The organism is Priestia aryabhattai B8W22 (assembly GCF_000956595.1).
GTDB classification, from domain to species: domain Bacteria; phylum Bacillota; class Bacilli; order Bacillales; family Bacillaceae_H; genus Priestia; species Priestia aryabhattai.
On sequence record NZ_JYOO01000056.1, the window covers coordinates 1 to 15,572 of the forward strand.

General features: G+C 37.4%; 16 protein-coding genes, 1 tRNA gene, 1 other RNA gene and 1 other annotated feature. Of the genes, 5 read left to right on the top strand and 13 right to left on the bottom strand.

All coding sequences use genetic code 11. The features are described 5' to 3' along the window. Positions 1 to 208: 208 nt before the first annotated feature. The 7 genes from N178_RS24935 to tadA all read right to left on the bottom strand — a co-directional run bounded on the left by N178_RS24935 (position 209) and on the right by tadA (position 4,445). Complete coding sequence (locus N178_RS24935; RefSeq protein ID WP_013081328.1) at positions 209 to 478, bottom strand: pro-sigmaK processing inhibitor BofA family protein; 270 nt, start codon at positions 476 to 478, stop codon at positions 209 to 211. A gap of 116 nt (positions 479 to 594) precedes the next feature. Further along, on the bottom strand, positions 595 to 819 hold the full coding sequence (locus N178_RS24940; protein WP_045295525.1) for a YaaL family protein: 225 nt from the start codon (positions 817 to 819) through the stop codon (positions 595 to 597). 14 nt (positions 820 to 833) lie between these two features. After that, positions 834 to 1,430, bottom strand: coding sequence for a recombination mediator RecR (gene recR / locus N178_RS24945; protein WP_014461944.1), 597 nt, complete (start codon positions 1,428 to 1,430; stop codon positions 834 to 836). Positions 1,431 to 1,445: 15 nt separating this feature from the next. Continuing rightward, positions 1,446 to 1,766, bottom strand: coding sequence for a YbaB/EbfC family nucleoid-associated protein (locus N178_RS24950; protein ID WP_013081327.1), 321 nt, complete (start codon positions 1,764 to 1,766; stop codon positions 1,446 to 1,448). Positions 1,767 to 1,785: 19 nt separating this feature from the next. After that, positions 1,786 to 3,477 carry a DNA polymerase III subunit gamma/tau gene (gene dnaX / locus N178_RS24955; RefSeq protein WP_045295527.1) on the bottom strand — a complete coding sequence of 564 codons (1,692 nt, stop codon included), beginning with the start codon at positions 3,475 to 3,477 and terminating at the stop codon, positions 1,786 to 1,788. A 130-nt stretch (positions 3,478 to 3,607) separates the two neighbouring features. After that, an RNA gene (gene ffs, locus N178_RS26475) (signal recognition particle sRNA large type) lies at positions 3,608 to 3,872 on the bottom strand. Positions 3,873 to 3,974: 102 nt separating this feature from the next. Continuing rightward, the gene (tadA, locus tag N178_RS24960; protein ID WP_080890255.1) at positions 3,975 to 4,445 is read right to left on the bottom strand and encodes a tRNA adenosine(34) deaminase TadA; all 471 of its coding nucleotides are present in this window, start codon (positions 4,443 to 4,445) and stop codon (positions 3,975 to 3,977) included. A 79-nt stretch (positions 4,446 to 4,524) separates the two neighbouring features. On the opposite strand from tadA, the gene N178_RS24965 reads away from it, so the two are divergent. The 4 genes from N178_RS24965 (at position 4,525) to N178_RS24980 (ending at position 7,884) form a co-directional block, all read left to right on the top strand. Further along, on the top strand, positions 4,525 to 5,067 hold the full coding sequence (locus tag N178_RS24965; protein WP_045295529.1) for a cysteine hydrolase family protein: 543 nt from the start codon (positions 4,525 to 4,527) through the stop codon (positions 5,065 to 5,067). A 56-nt stretch (positions 5,068 to 5,123) separates the two neighbouring features. After that, entirely contained in the window at positions 5,124 to 6,425 is a 1,302-nt protein-coding gene (locus N178_RS24970) for a glycoside hydrolase family 18 protein (protein ID WP_045295531.1), read from the top strand. 143 nt (positions 6,426 to 6,568) lie between these two features. Then, entirely contained in the window at positions 6,569 to 7,204 is a 636-nt protein-coding gene (locus tag N178_RS24975) for a deoxynucleoside kinase (RefSeq protein ID WP_045295533.1), read from the top strand. Further along, entirely contained in the window at positions 7,204 to 7,884 is a 681-nt protein-coding gene (locus N178_RS24980; protein ID WP_045295535.1) for a deoxynucleoside kinase, read from the top strand. Before N178_RS24975 ends, N178_RS24980 begins: the two co-directional genes overlap by 1 nt. Positions 7,885 to 8,004: 120 nt before the next feature. Here the strand turns inward: N178_RS24980 and N178_RS24985 are convergent. The 6 genes from N178_RS24985 to guaB all read right to left on the bottom strand — a co-directional run bounded on the left by N178_RS24985 (position 8,005) and on the right by guaB (position 14,464). Then, a tRNA-Ser gene (locus N178_RS24985) sits at positions 8,005 to 8,097 on the bottom strand. Between the two features lie 108 nt (positions 8,098 to 8,205). Beyond that, entirely contained in the window at positions 8,206 to 9,483 is a 1,278-nt protein-coding gene (gene serS / locus N178_RS24990; RefSeq protein WP_013054831.1) for a serine--tRNA ligase, read from the bottom strand. A 52-nt stretch (positions 9,484 to 9,535) separates the two neighbouring features. Further along, positions 9,536 to 9,748: a binding site (T-box leader), on the bottom strand. Between the two features lie 57 nt (positions 9,749 to 9,805). Continuing rightward, positions 9,806 to 10,393, bottom strand: coding sequence for a pyridoxal 5'-phosphate synthase glutaminase subunit PdxT (gene pdxT, locus N178_RS24995; protein ID WP_045295538.1), 588 nt, complete (start codon positions 10,391 to 10,393; stop codon positions 9,806 to 9,808). A gap of 21 nt (positions 10,394 to 10,414) precedes the next feature. Next, the gene (gene pdxS, locus N178_RS25000; protein WP_013054829.1) at positions 10,415 to 11,302 is read right to left on the bottom strand and encodes a pyridoxal 5'-phosphate synthase lyase subunit PdxS; all 888 of its coding nucleotides are present in this window, start codon (positions 11,300 to 11,302) and stop codon (positions 10,415 to 10,417) included. Positions 11,303 to 11,491: 189 nt separating this feature from the next. After that, complete coding sequence (locus N178_RS25005; RefSeq protein ID WP_045295540.1) at positions 11,492 to 12,847, bottom strand: serine hydrolase; 1,356 nt, start codon at positions 12,845 to 12,847, stop codon at positions 11,492 to 11,494. Positions 12,848 to 12,997: 150 nt separating this feature from the next. Then, positions 12,998 to 14,464 (bottom strand): IMP dehydrogenase, encoded by a 1,467-nt coding sequence (guaB, locus tag N178_RS25010; RefSeq protein WP_013054827.1) that lies wholly within the window; start codon positions 14,462 to 14,464, stop codon positions 12,998 to 13,000. A gap of 116 nt (positions 14,465 to 14,580) precedes the next feature. On the opposite strand from guaB, the gene N178_RS25015 reads away from it, so the two are divergent. Further along, on the top strand, positions 14,581 to 15,546 hold the full coding sequence (locus N178_RS25015) for a YaaC family protein (RefSeq protein WP_045295542.1): 966 nt from the start codon (positions 14,581 to 14,583) through the stop codon (positions 15,544 to 15,546). The last annotated feature ends 26 nt before the right edge of the window (positions 15,547 to 15,572 follow it).

The following is a 15,572-nucleotide window of genomic DNA, read 5'->3' on the forward strand; positions in this document are numbered from 1 at the left end:
TCAAGGCGACTTTCTTATCTTACCACCTTAAGAATAACTTGTCAACAACTTTTTTCATTAAGTTATTTTCGAGTTATTTTTTGTTGTTGTCTTAGCGACGTATATAAATATAACATCTGTTAACTTAATGGTCAACAACTTTTTCAAAAAAAATAAAAGTTTTCTCGAAAAGATTCCAGAAAACTTTTATTTTGGATATTCCTCTAAATTATAAGATGAAATTATTAATAACAAGTAAGGCAGCTATTCCTGGAATACCTAAAATAGCTGAAACAATAGCTGTGGGGAAATTAATAGGAATATGAATACCGAACTGTACGCCAAAGATGTTAATAAAGAAAAGCAGCAGAACGCCAATAATAAGCTTAATCGATAAATTTCCAATGACTCGAAGCATTTTTTCAACACCACCTGTTACTAAGAGTAGAATAATTAGCCCTATTAAAAAAGACACAACTACAATGGGATGATTTAGCATGTTGCCTCCTTCTTAAAGCAGATAAGTTACCTTATATGTATGTCCAAGCATTCAAAAAAAGCACTATTTCACAGAGAGAAATCCTTATTTTATAAAGACAACAAAACAGGATGCCTCTATGACATCCTGTTAATTGAAATATTTCGATGCTTGGCTTCTTTTAATAGAAAAAGATACTTCATTTTGGCTAATCGAATATCTACCATTACCTCTTCTGAAGGATCTACACTTCTTTCTACCATTGAAGTTTTGTGACTCCATTCCTGCTTCACTTGCATAAAAGTATTCACAAATTCATCATCGTACTCTTTGCGTAACCAACCTTTTCTTTTAAAAAACATATGCAAGTACCTCGTTATACTTCTCTTCTACCTTCTAGGGCTTTAGATAATGTTACTTCGTCTGCGTACTCAAGGTCTCCTCCGACGGGTAACCCATGAGCAATTCTAGTAATTTTAATTCCTGTCGGCTTTAAGAGCCTAGAGATATACATAGCAGTAGCTTCTCCCTCTATATTCGGGTTAGTAGCTAAAATCACTTCTTGAATCTCATCATCTTGAAGTCTTTTTAATAACTCTGGTACTTTGATATCTTCAGGCCCTATTCCTTCCATAGGTGAAATTGCACCATGCAGGACATGATACAAGCCGTTATATTCTTTCATTTTCTCCATTGCAATGACATCTTTAGGGTCTTGCACGACACACACCACACTTCGCTCCCTACGCTGATCTTGACAAATGTAGCAAGGATCTTGATCTGTGATATGCCCGCAAACTGAACAATAGGTTAAATTTCGCTTCGCATTGACTAATGCTTTTGCAAAATCTAATACCGTATCTTCTTTCATAGATAAAACAAAGAACGCCAAGCGAACAGCTGTTTTTGGACCAATGCCGGGTAACTTCATAAAACTATCTATAAGCTTTGATATTGGTTCTGGATAATGCACGTGGCAACCACCTTATTAAAGTCCTGGAATATTTAAACCTTTTGTAAATTGACCCATTGTGTTATTTGTTAAATCATCCATTTGTTTTAATGCGTCATTTGTTGCTGCTAGTACTAAATCTTGTAGCATTTCAATATCTTCAGGATCTACTACATCCTCTTTAATATTTACATCAATTACTTGTTTCTGACCGTTAACCACAACTGTTACCATTCCACCGCCAGCTGTACCTTCAACAGTTTTTTCAGCTAACTCTTCCTGCGCTTTTTGCATATCTTTTTGCATTTTTTGCATTTGTTTCATCATTTTTTGCATATTGCCCATGCCTTTCATCATATGAACATTCCTCCTAAATTTACTCTTGAATTTCGATTAAGTCTTCTCCAAATAGCTTTTTCGCTTCTGCAACCACAGGGTCTTCCTCCTGTGGTTGACCTGATGACCCATCACTTTGCTGTCCTTGAAGAAACTCTTCTCTTACTTTATCCCATTCACTTTCTGGAATTGCAACCATTTCACGCTTGCTGCCAATTAAAGTATATAAGATATTCTCTAAATTATCACGTACATTGTTGTTATTTTCAGAAGCCATTTTGCAATGAATTTCATATTTAAATTTAAGTATAAATGATTGATCTGAAGACGCAACCGGTTCACTGTTAGATAACAACGCTGCATGTGAAGCTTTATTTTGTTGTTTCAAAGTGTCCAATACCTGCGCCCAAGATCGCTTAATCGTTTCTAAATTCTGCCGAGTGGCATTTTTTAAAACTTCATTTACCTTCCCAACAGGCGTTTTGTACTGGCTTCTTGACTGTCTTGTCTGTTTTTTCTCTGTTTGCACTGCCTGAGCAGCTGTATGATCAACTTGAATGCCTTTTTCTTTTAGCTGCTGCAGTTCTGCTTCCATTTGATTCATTTTTTGCAAAATGTCTTGATACGGAAGAGAACTCTCTTGACTTGTAGAACTTTGAGCTAATTTTACTAAAGCGACTTCAAGTAGCACTCGAGGATGATTGCTCCATTTCATCTCTTGCTGAGTTTGGTTCAATTCAGCAATGACTTTATAAATAAAGGCACTATCCATTTTTGAACTGAGTTCTTTAAACTCTTCGTTAACCGCTGCTTTTTCAAGTAAATATGCATTTTCTTCAGAAGCTTGATAAAGCAGAACATCACGATAATAGAAGATGAGGTCCTCTACAAACCTTGCTGGATCTTTTCCGTTTTTGATCAAACTTTCAACAGAGTCTAACGCTTCTACAATATTTTCGTTAAAGATAGCTTGGACGATCTTCACAATAAAAGCCTGTGATACCGCTCCTGTTATGGATAGAACATCCTCTAAGCTCACCATCTCCGTACTATACGAGATGGCTTGGTCTAAAAGACTAAGTGCATCACGCATGCCGCCTTCTGAAGCTTTCGCAATTTCGTAAAGAGCATCCTCGCTTACTTCTAGCTCTTCAGAACCTAATACTTCCTTCATTCGATATACGATATCTTCTGGCGAAATGCGTTTGAAATCAAAGCGCTGACATCTGGAGATAATCGTTAATGGAATTTTATGCGGCTCTGTTGTAGCTAAAATAAAGATGACATGTGCAGGAGGTTCTTCTAACGTTTTTAATAAAGCGTTAAAAGCTCCAATTGAAAGCATATGAACTTCATCAATAATGTACACTTTGTATCGAACAGCACTAGGTGCATATTTTACTTTATCACGGATATCTCGAATTTCATCGACTCCATTATTAGAGGCTGCATCAATTTCAATTACATCAGAAATGGAACCATCAGTAATTCCCCGACAAGTTGCACATTCATTACAAGGTTCAGCAATGGGTGCTTTTTCACAGTTAACGGCTTTTGCTAAAATTTTAGCAGCTGTTGTCTTCCCTGTCCCTCGAGGCCCAGAAAATAAATACGCATGCGAAAATTTTTCTTGGACAAGGGCATTTTGAAGTGTTTTGATAATATGTTGTTGACCGACTACGTCGTTAAAGCTTTGAGGACGGTATACACGGTACAGAGCCTGATATGCCACTACATCCTCTCCTTTTAATATAATTCATTAGTTATCATTATAGCGTATTATGAGGCTTTTTTTCAAAATAGTAAGTGATAAAATAAAAAGCCTACTCCCACAGAGTAGACTAAACTTATGTATATAACTGCCGTGCACCTTCCGTCGATTAGCCACCCCAGGCGTTACTTAAGCAGTTAGCTCGGTTCAGGCGACCCCATGGCACATGAGAGATTCTGCTTACTGCTGCTTCCTTCCGGACCTGACAGGGTTCACAGATTCCCATTGCATAGGACCCAAACGTCAACACCACTTACTTAAGGCAGACCCTAAGATGAGCTAACCTCAAGAAGGAATTCGGCCTCGCTAGAGCGGATTGCGAGTACAGGGCACCGCTACCTCCCCGCTTAGCACGGCAAAGTTGAAACCAATAGTTTGGGCATCAAGTTGATGCATTTACAAGTATACGTCTTTTCATTCAAAAATGCAACCGCTATAGAAAACTTACTTTTTTAGCGCTATTTTCCAGTCTTTTTTCGTTGACGTAACTCGCGAAAAAAAGTCGTTAAGAGGCTCCCGCATTCTTCTTCTAGCATACCGCCTACTACTTCTGCCTGATGATTAAACTTTTCAAACTCTAATAAGTTTAACAATGTTCCCGCGCAGCCACCTTTAGGATCATAAGCGCCAAACACAACTCTTTTCACTCTTGATAATACAATAGCACCTGCACACATCGGGCATGGTTCTAAGGTGACATATAATGTAGCGTCTTCCAATCTCCATGTTCCTAGTTTCTTACATGCTTCATCAATTGCTAAAAGTTCTGCATGAGCAACTGATCGCTGTTCTGTTTCTCGTAAGTTATAAGCTGCAGCAATTACCTCATCATTTTGAACAATCACTGCTCCAATGGGAACCTCTAATTTATCTTTAGCTTTTAATGCTTCATCAATTGCCAACCTCATATACTTTTCATCATTTAACACTTTTTATCCAACCTTACATATTATATTTTTTCTGAGTCAAACTATTTACTATGTACATCAGGAAAAGGAGAGACCTTGTGTGAAGAATGCTAAAACTGCTTTAATTATTATTGATATGCTAAACGATTTTCAATTCAAAAACGGCAAAGTACTTGCTGAAAAATCTTTAACAATTGCTCAAAACATTGCTAAATTAAAACAATATGCCTCGTCTCAACATATCCCTATTATTTATGTCAATGACCACTATAAACTATGGCAAGCAAACTTAGAAACCATTTTAACACACTGCACAAATGAGGTAAGCTCACCCATTCTACATCACATTTCACCACAAAGCGCTGATTACTTTTTAATTAAACCAAAGCATTCTATCTTCTATGGGACAGCTTTAAATATTTTGCTATCACAGCTCGATGTGCATACACTTATTTTAACAGGAATTGCAGGAAATATATGCGTGCTTTTTTCAGCCAACGATGCTTATATGCGCGAGTATGACTTAATTGTTCCTGAAGATTGTATTGCTTCAAACGCAGATGAAGACAATACCTTCGCTTTGAGAATGATGCATAACGTATTAAATGCTCGTATTTGCAAACATACTGAGTTGATGAATTAAGTAAAAAGCCTTCTCATATGATGGAAGTAAGTCATATGAAATGGAGGCTTTTTATTATGCAAATTTACACTGTTAAAGCAGGTGACAGTATATATAGTATTGCAAAACAGTTTCGCATTGAAGCAGGAAAAATTATAAGAGCAAATGAATTACCTAATCCAAATCAACTCGTCATTGGCCAATCTATGGTTATTCCCATCAACGGTACTTACTACACAGTAAAAGCTGGGGACACTATATGGAAGATAGGAAGAAAATTAGGCGTTAGCTATCAGGCTATTGCCAATGCGAACAATGTTTCAGTTACAGCACCCTTAACACCTGGCCGCCGAATCTTAATTCCCCCTTCCCCAAACAAAAGAAACGGTGAGTTTTTAGGGTATGTTGAAACAAGCAATCGAAAAATCACCCCCAAAATAGAGAAAATGATTAATCAAAATGCAAAATATCTTACCTATCTTGGGCCAGCTAACTTTGAAGTGCAAAAAGACGGTTCTCTAAAGGCACCTCCACTTAACAATTTAGGTTCTATTGCTAAAGAAAATGATGTCATTTTCTTAATGGTATTGGCTAATATTGAAAACGGCGCATTCAGTGACGAAGTCGGCCGAGCAATTTTAACTAATAAAGACGTTCAAGATACGCTCTTAAATAATATTGTAAAAACAGCGAAAGAACAAAATTTCAGAGACATTCACTTTGACTTCGAATTTTTGCGTCCGGCAGATAAAGAAGCCTATATTGCATTTTTACAGAAAGCAAAAAAGCGTCTTCAAGATGAGCAACTTCTCATGTCTGTCGCTTTAGCTCCGAAGACAAGTCGAGATCAAAAAGGCAAATGGTACGAAGCACATGATTATAAAGCCATTGGAGAGATTGCTAACTTCGTTGTTCCGATGACATATGAATGGGGATATAGCGGTGGGCCTCCTATGGCTGTCTCTCCTATTGGTCCCGTACGTGATGTTTTAGAATATGCAGTATCTGAAATACCTAGTTCAAAAATTATCATGGGCCAAAACCTATACGGTTACGATTGGACACTTCCTTACAAACCAGGAGGAGAATATGCCAAAGCCATTAGTCCTCAACGAGCTATTGAGTTGGCAGCTCGCTATAAAGTAGCTATTCAATACGACAATAAAGCGCAAGCTCCTTTCTTCCGCTATAAAGATGAACAGCAGCGCACCCACGAAGTATGGTTTGAAGACGCTAGGTCTATTCAAGCCAAGTTTGATTTAATCAAAGAACTAAAACTTAGAGGAATGGCTTACTGGAAACTAGGCTTAGATTTTCCACAAAACTGGCTCTTGATTGAAGACAACTTCAAAATTACAAAAAGACTGACACAACAATAAATAGGGAAAGCTTACTGTTAACAGTAGGCTTTTTGTTATTCTTCTTACTGAAAGAAATTTCTTTTCCCCTTATTCTCCTTCTCTATGTTAAAATATTTTTTGTCTGTTTTTTTTGAACGAGTGGTCATGAAGGAGGCAAATGAATGCAAGGCACACCTTTTATTTCAGTAGAAGGACCCATCGGTGTCGGAAAAACCTCTCTAGCTAAAGAGATTGCACAAGCATTTCAATTCGAAATTTTAAAAGAAATCGTAGATGAAAATCCATTTCTCGGGAAATTTTATGAGAATATCGACGAGTGGAGTTTTCAAACCGAAATGTTTTTTCTATGTAATCGATATAAGCAGTTAGAGGATATTCAAAAAGGGTTCTTATCTTATAAAAAACCTGTTGTAGCAGATTATCATATTATGAAAAACATGATTTTTGCTGAGCAAACGTTAAAAGATGAACAGTATAAAAAATATGTACAAATCTTTCACATCTTAACGGCTGATATGCAAGCTCCGAACATTATTATTTATTTAAATGCAAGTTTGGATACCTTGCTAAAGCGTATTAAAATGCGTGGAAGAGAAATTGAACGAAACATCGATCCTCACTACCTTGCGAGACTAAGTGATGATTATGAAAAAGCTATGACGGCATTTGAACAAAAGAACCCTGACGTAACCATTTTACGTTACAACGGTGATGAAATAGATTTTGTACAAAATAAACAACACTTAAATAGAATCTTATCAGAGGTTCAAGAGAGTATGTTAAAAAGGAGTATGTAATGGCAAACTTACGATCGAAATACAACATTCCTAATGATGCTGTGTTGACGATAGCGGGTACAGTTGGAGTTGGGAAATCTACGATGACTCAATCATTGGCTGATGCTCTCCAATTTCGCACATCATTTGAAAAAGTAGATTCCAATCCTTACCTGGACAAATTTTATGGGGATTTTGAACGCTGGAGCTTTCACCTACAAGTATATTTTCTAGCGGAGCGCTTTAAAGAACAAAAGAAAATTTTCGAGTATGGCGGCGGCTTCATCCAAGACAGATCCATTTACGAAGATACCGGTATCTTTGCTAAGATGCATTTTGAAAAAGGAACAATGTCTAAAGTAGACTATGAAACATATACAAGCTTGTTCGATGCAATGGTTATGACTCCATACTTCCCTCATCCGGATCTGCTCATTTATTTGGAAGGCAGCTTCGAAGATATTGTAGATCGCATTCAAGAAAGAGGGCGACCAATGGAACAACAAACGCCTCTTGATTATTGGAAAGAGATGCACGCCCGATATGAAGACTGGATTAATAACTTTACAGCTTGCCCTATTCTCCGTTTAGATATTAGAGAATACGACCTGCTCAAGGATCCTGATTCAATTGAATCAATTGTTGAAAAAGTGGCTCGCTTTTTACAACATAATGAAAAGTTAAAACGTCGTCAGCTATAAAAAAATGCCGCTTTATCTACTAAAGCGGCATTTTTAACAAATAAAAAACCGTTACTTATAAGTAACGGTTTTCCAATCTCCAATTTATCGCGCTATGTTAATTGTATTATAAGTCAAATATGGCGGAGGAAGAGGGATTCGAACCCCCGCGGGCTTTAACACCCCTGTCGGTTTTCAAGACCGATCCCTTCAGCCGGACTTGGGTATTCCTCCGTATCGACAAGTATTAATTTATCATATATAAATAATGAAGTCAACACTTTTATTATTTTTTTAAAAAAGATGTTCATTAAAAATCAATTTAATGAACATCTTCTACTTTTATTTAGAAATAAATTCTTTATTCCCCATATATGGACGCAGCACTTCTGGAATTTGAATTGATCCATCTTCCTGCTGATAGTTTTCTAAAATTGCAGCTACCGTACGACCAATTGCTAAGCCAGAACCGTTTAGTGTATGAACATGTTCTGGTTTTGCTTTTGTATCACGGCGAAAGCGAATATTAGCACGGCGAGCTTGGAAGCTTTCAAAGTTTGAACAAGAAGAAATTTCACGATACGTTTCATAACTTGGAATCCAAACTTCAATATCATACTTTTTGGCTGCTGTGAAACCTAAGTCAGCTGTACACATGCTTAGAACTCGGTAAGGTAAACCTAATAGTTGAAGAACCTTTTCAGCATGGCCCGTTAATTTTTCTAATTCATCATAAGAATCTTCTGGCTTAACAAAGCGAACAAGTTCTACTTTATTAAACTGATGCTGACGAATAAGCCCACGTGTATCTCTTCCTGCAGAGCCTGCTTCTGAGCGGAAGCAAGCACTATATGCTGTATAAGCAATTGGAAGCTGGTCTCCGCTTAAAATTTCATCACGATGTAAATTTGTAACTGGTACTTCAGCTGTAGGAATTAAGAAATAATCTTCTTCTTTAATCTTGAATGCATCTTCTTCAAATTTAGGAAGCTGCCCTGTTCCTGTCATGCTTGTACGATTTACCATATATGGAGGAAGGATTTCTTCATAACCATGCTCATCCATATGTAAATCCATCATAAAATTAATAAGAGCACGTTCTAGCCTTGCACCTAATCCTTTATAAAATACAAAGCGGCTTCCCGTTACTTTCGAAGCTCTTTCAAAATCTAAAATATTTAAATCTGTTCCTAAATCCCAATGCGGTTTTGGTTCAAAATCAAATTGTTTAATTTCTCCCCATTTGCGAACTTCTACGTTGTCATCCTCAGTTTCACCTACAGGCGTACTTTCATGTGGAACGTTAGGAATTGAAAGCAACAATAGCTCTAACTCTTCTTCAACGCTGCGAAGCTCTTCATCCAATTGCTTTACGCGGTCTCCTACTTCACGCATTTCAACGATTAAATGATCAGCATCTTGTTTTTCACGCTTCAATTGTGCAATTTGCTGTGATACTTCATTTCGCTTGCTTTTTAACTCTTCTGTTTGAGCAATTAGCTCACGGCGTTTGGCATCTAACTCTTCAAAGCGACCTAAGTCCGTTAAGTCTTCACCACGAAACTTGAGCTTTTCTTTTACTTCATTAAAATTAGCACGTAAAAATTTTAAATCTAACATACTTAGTACCTCCTTTAGTATAAAAGGGCAAAATAAAAACTCTCATCCCCATGAAAGGGACGAGAGTTTACCCGCGTTGCCACCCTAATTGAAAGCTAAAATAAGCCTTCCTCTTAAACCAGATAACGGATGAACCGAAACTGCCTACTACTTTTTCGACAGCTTGCTCCAGGACGGATTCATAAGAATTGATTATCGATTCACACCAGCCATCGACTCTCTTGAAATCAAAAATCTTATTACTATTTCCTATCAACGCTTTATACCAATATCATTTTTAATAATCATAATGTACTACAAGTCTTTACAAGATGCAATTCATTTATACAGGTTTTTTTGAAGCTTCTTCAACCATTGCTACAAAATACTGAGCCATGCGAGCATCATCTGTTAATTCTGGATGAAATGAACATCCCAAGAATTGACCTTGTCTTGCTGCAACAATTCGGTCGTTATGCATTGCCAAGACTTCAACGCTTTCTCCTACTTCTACAATATGCGGAGCACGGATAAATACGCCTATAAAGTCTTCACCAATATCTTTAATGTTTAGAGCAGCTTCAAAGCTATCTCGTTGACGCCCAAATGAGTTTCGAGCTACCGTAATATCCATAACACCTAAATGGGGCTCTTCACGGTCAACAACTTGTCCTGCAAGTAAAATTAAACCCGCACACGTACCAAACACCGGTTTACCTGCTTGTGCAAACTGGCGAAGGGGTTCCATAAAATCATACTTGTCAATCAGACGACGCATCGCTGTGCTTTCGCCGCCCGGTAGGATTAAACCATCTATTTCGTCTAGCTGTTCAACTTTTTTAATGATAATGGCTTCAGCGCCTGCTGCTTCTAATGCTTGTGCATGCTCGCGAAAGGCACCTTGTAATCCTAACACGCCTACTTTTACCATTTTGTCAAAACTCCCTTTAAATTACCATCCACGCTCTTGCATGCGGTTTTCTGGTAATAATGATGAAATTTCAATCCCTTTCATTGCACTTCCTAATCCTTTTGACAAGTTTGCAATGAGTTCATAGTCTTGATAATGCGTTGTTGCCTCCACGATTGCTCGAGCAAATTTTTCAGGGTTGTCTGATTTAAAGATTCCTGAACCAACGAATACACCGTCTGCTCCAAGCTGCATCATTAACGCTGCGTCCGCTGGTGTTGCTACACCGCCTGCTGCAAAGTTTACAACCGGTAGGCGACCTTCACGTTTAATTTGCAGTAATAACTCATAAGGCGCACCTAATAGTTTTGCCTCTGTCATTAACTCATCTTCGTCCATGCCCACAACTTTACGTACTTGAGCGTTTACTTGGCGCATATGACGCACTGCTTCTACGATGTTTCCTGTCCCTGGTTCGCCTTTTGTACGAAGCATTGCAGCTCCTTCAGCGATACGACGGGATGCTTCACCAAGATCACGACAACCGCACACAAATGGAACCGTAAATGTATTTTTATTTAAATGAAACTCCTCATCAGCTGGAGTCAACACTTCACTTTCATCGATGTAGTCTACACCCATCGCTTCTAGCACGCGTGCTTCAACAATATGGCCAATACGAGCTTTTGCCATAACTGGAATGGACACAGCATTCATCACTTCTTCAACAATTGTTGGGTCTGCCATACGAGACACGCCGCCTGCTGCACGGATATCAGCTGGAACACGCTCTAATGCCATAACGGCAACAGCGCCTGCTGCTTCTGCAATTTTTGCTTGCTCTGCATTGATAACGTCCATGATAACGCCACCTTTTTGCATTTCCGCCATTCCTCGTTTTACACGATCAGTACCTGTAATGTTATTCATGTTTGTCTTCCTCCTGTATCAAGTGTTTCACAATAATTTTTAGTGTATATACAAAATTCAAAACTTAGTGTCTATTCTACCGCATTTTTCGGAAAATTCCTATCTAATTTATAGATTATATACAAACAAATCTAAAAATAAAAAAAGAGATACTCTCTTGTAGTATCTCTTCTTTCTCTTGAGTTATCATTAAAACCAGTTATTCACTGTATTTGCAGCATTCATCCAAATATCGCTAAAGAAGTTACCGATGCTGCGGATAGCGAGAGAGAACCATCCAGCTTTTTCAACAGATTCATTTGTCACAACCGGTGTCATGCTATCTGTAGTTTGGCCTCCTACATAGCCTAGATCTTTAAGATTGCTGTTTGTTGCACTCACATAAGCAACTGTTTCTCCTTTTTTAATAGGAGCTACAACTTTTTGATCGTTCACAACTTTATCGTTTAACTTAAAGTTGATTTTAGTATGATCTTTTTGACCTTTTTCGGTAATAATCTTTACCGAATCTTTTGGAGAAACGGAAGCTTCTTTTGATTTTCCTTTAGCAACATCAATTGTTTCGTGCCCTTTAATCTCGCCGTTAGCAGGCACTACTTCTTTTAACTGAAAATGACTAAAAGCGTAATCTAATATCTTTTTCGTTTGAGAAAAACGAGCAGCTTCCGTAGACTTGCCGTTTTCCTTAGCATTCATTACAACTGTTATGTATCTTACCCCGTTACGCTCTGCAGTCCCAGTGAAACATTGACCTGCAAAATCTGTGTGACCAGTTTTCAAGCCGTCTACGCCGCTGTATGCAGCTGAAAAACCAGGGAGCATCTTATTCCAATTGTTCATTTTTGTTTCGCCTTGCTGCCCTTGTCTAAACATCTTAGAAGGAGTTTTGGCTACTTCCAAAGATTCTGGATAATCATGAATCAAGTGATAAGCAAGAGTAGCAACTGCCCGAGCAGATAGAAGGTTCTCATCTTCTTCCTTCGTTCCTTTTGGATACATTCCTTTTAACAAGGAATTAGAAAGACCTGTAGAATTGACAAATTTTGATTCACCCATATTTAATTTTTTTGCTGTTTCATTCATTAACTTAATAAAACGTTCTTCAGAACCACTGACAGCTTCAGCTAAAGCAATGGCTGCTCCATTAGCTGAGTAAATAGCCATGGCATCATATAATTCTTTTACCGTATATTTTTGGTTTTCGATTAATGGTACATTTGATAATCCATAATCCTGGGAAATTTTGGCTGCATATTTACTAACTGGCACACGTTGATCCCAAGATAATTTCTTATCTTTTATAGATTCTAATACTAAGTATTCTGTCATCATTTTTGTCATGCTTGCAATACCTAATAAAGCATCCGTATTTTTCCCGTATAGCACTTTCCCCGTACTTGCCTCTACTAAAATGGCTGCATCTGCTTCAACACCAATATCATCTGTTTTAGAAGCAGCTGATGCTTGTGTAGAGACAAAAAATACGCTGGCCATTAACATAACAGCAATGACACAAATTAATTGTTTCTGTACTGCGTTTCTCACTCTATACCCTCCAAACGTAAACTCACATAAATGTAATTTTATCATACTAAAATTTAAAAAAATAGATAAAGAAGTACTGTTACATTCATGATTAATGACATAAAAAACACGTTTCCCTATTAAGGAAACGTGTTTTTTAAACATTCATGATTATCTCATAGAATAGTTAGGAGATTCTTTTGTAATTTGTACATCATGTGGGTGACTTTCTCTTAAACCTGCTCCAGTCATACGAATGAATTGTGCCTGTTCACGTAACGCTTCTAAGTTAGCTGAACCACAGTAACCCATTCCTGCACGTAAACCACCAATCATTTGATATAAAGTATCTGCTACAGGCCCTTTGTAAGGCAAACGGCCTTCGATACCTTCTGGAACTAATTTTTTATTATCTTCTTGGAAGTATCGATCTTTACTTCCTTTTTCCATAGCTCCTACAGAGCCCATTCCACGGTACACTTTAAATCGTCTTCCTTGGTAGATTTCTGTTTCGCCAGGACTTTCTGTCGTTCCTGCTAGAAGGCTTCCTAGCATTACTGTATGTCCACCAGCTGCAAGTGCTTTTACGATATCTCCAGAGTACTTAATACCGCCATCTGCGATAATAGCTACACCGTGCTTACGAGCTTCGGTTGCACAGTCATATACTGCTGTGATTTGTGGAACGCCTACACCAGCTACAACACGAGTTGTACAAATTGAACCAGGTCCAATTCCTACTTTTACTACGTTTGCTCCAGCTTCAATTAATGCTTTTGTACCTTCAGCAGTTGCTACGTTACCAGCAATAATATTTAATTCTGGATATGCCTCGCGAATGCTGCGTACTGTATCTAAAACGCCTTGTGAATGTCCATGCGCTGTATCAATAACGATAACATCAACGCCAGCTTGTACTAATTTTTCGATACGAACATTTGAATCAGCTGTTACGCCAACAGCTGCTCCAACTAATAATCGACCTTGTTGATCTTTAGCTGCATTTGGAAACTCAATTACTTTTTCAATGTCTTTAATTGTGATAAGACCTTTTAATACGCCATTGTCATCTACAAGAGGTAACTTTTCAATTTTGTATTGCTGTAGAATTTTCTCTGCTTCTTCTAAAGTCGTTCCTACTGGAGCAGTAACTAATTCTTCTTTTGTCATTACGTCAGCAATTTGCATTGAATAATCTTGGATGAAACGCAAGTCACGGTTTGTAAGGATTCCAACTAGTTTTTGTTCTTCTTCGTTGTTGACAATCGGCACACCCGAGATACGATATTTGCCCATTAAATGTTCAGCAGCAAATACTTGGTTTTCAGGAGTTAAAAAGAAAGGATCCGTGATAACACCACTTTCAGAACGTTTTACTTTATCAACTTGTTCTGCTTGCTGTTCAATCGACATGTTTTTGTGAATGATACCTAAACCACCTTGTCTAGCCATTGCAATAGCCATTTCAGCTTCTGTAACTGTATCCATTCCTGCACTGATGAACGGCACCTTTAATTTTAATGTTTTTGTTAGTTCAACACTCATATCAACGTCTTTAGGTAGTACCTCAGATTTTGCTGGCACCAGTAAAACGTCATCAAATGTTAAGCCTTCTTTAGAAAATTTGCTTTCCCACATTATAGAATCCTCCTTTAAACGACAGAATATTATTAGTAGATTAACAAGCAGATATGTACCTGTCAATAACTTCACTAGATATCAGATAATTCTAATAAAAAGAAAAGGTGATTTAGTTGCATAAATTTAATGATGTTTGGACGTCTTACAATTTATTTTTCTCCGTTCCTTTTGTACAAGACTTTTTAAAAAAGCGCTATCAAAAGTTGAATTATAGCGATGCAGAGCAACATAGCTTTAAAAACAGTTACCCATTTATTTATTATTTGGAACACAGTAAAAATTATTATCAAGTTGCGGCACAATCTCCTGTATCAGTTCAACCAGTTTTATTATTTTATGGAATGTCACAGCTGTTAAAAGCCTGTTTGTTAACACAAAACCCAGTATATCCTGAAAATACGGCGGTGTTAGCACATGGAGTATCAACACGAAAAAGAAAAAAACAAAGTTATGATTTTTTAGATGATGAAGTTAAGATCCAAAAAAGCGGTTTATTTTCACAAGTAGGAGAAGAATTGTTTCATGTGAAACAACTGGAAGGTAGTAAATATACAATGAATTATCTATTGTCTTGTGTACCTGAATTAGATACATTATTTTTAAATTTGGGTACGAGGCCATTTTCCCATTTAACAACTATTGGATCGCTTCCAGCTACCTCTTTGCCTATTCCTGAACAAGTTACACGGTGTTATCATATGAATCACGAAAGGCTCTATTCTTTTTTAAAAGAGCGTTCCCATCTATCATTGTCCGTGTCAGAAGATCAGGTATGTATTCTTGACCCTTCAAGCTGTTTATATAATTGTTCACCTTTTATGTACAATTTCCAAGCTAACACGCTGCATGCACCGTTGGAAAAAGATAGCTGCTTATATTTCCCTGAAATGTTGGCACATTACTTATTACTTTATAATTTAAGTATGATTTCACGTTATGAAACAGAGTGGTGGTATGAATTATTGCATACATACTCTTCGAAAGATTATCCATTTATCTTGAGATTCCTTGAGGTCACGGCTCAAAAGATTCCTTACTTAATTTCTTGTTACTTAAATGAACATACAAAAAAAGACTAGCTAAAATAGCTAGTCTTTTTTCAAGT

Coding starts and splice junctions, on each gene's coding strand:
- pdxT (WP_045295538.1), bottom strand. CDS start 10,393: ATGGTAAAAGTAGGCGTGTTAGGATTACAAGGTGCCTTTCGCGAGCAT.
- N178_RS24970 (WP_045295531.1), top strand. CDS start 5,124: ATGCAAATTTACACTGTTAAAGCAGGTGACAGTATATATAGTATTGCA.
- serS (WP_013054831.1), bottom strand. CDS start 9,483: ATGTTAGATTTAAAATTTTTACGTGCTAATTTTAATGAAGTAAAAGAA.
- N178_RS24940 (WP_045295525.1), bottom strand. CDS start 819: ATGTTTTTTAAAAGAAAAGGTTGGTTACGCAAAGAGTACGATGATGAA.
- N178_RS24935 (WP_013081328.1), bottom strand. CDS start 478: ATGCTAAATCATCCCATTGTAGTTGTGTCTTTTTTAATAGGGCTAATT.
- N178_RS24975 (WP_045295533.1), top strand. CDS start 6,569: ATGCAAGGCACACCTTTTATTTCAGTAGAAGGACCCATCGGTGTCGGA.
- pdxS (WP_013054829.1), bottom strand. CDS start 11,302: ATGAATAACATTACAGGTACTGATCGTGTAAAACGAGGAATGGCGGAA.
- N178_RS24980 (WP_045295535.1), top strand. CDS start 7,204: ATGGCAAACTTACGATCGAAATACAACATTCCTAATGATGCTGTGTTG.
- N178_RS24950 (WP_013081327.1), bottom strand. CDS start 1,766: ATGATGAAAGGCATGGGCAATATGCAAAAAATGATGAAACAAATGCAA.
- guaB (WP_013054827.1), bottom strand. CDS start 14,464: ATGTGGGAAAGCAAATTTTCTAAAGAAGGCTTAACATTTGATGACGTT.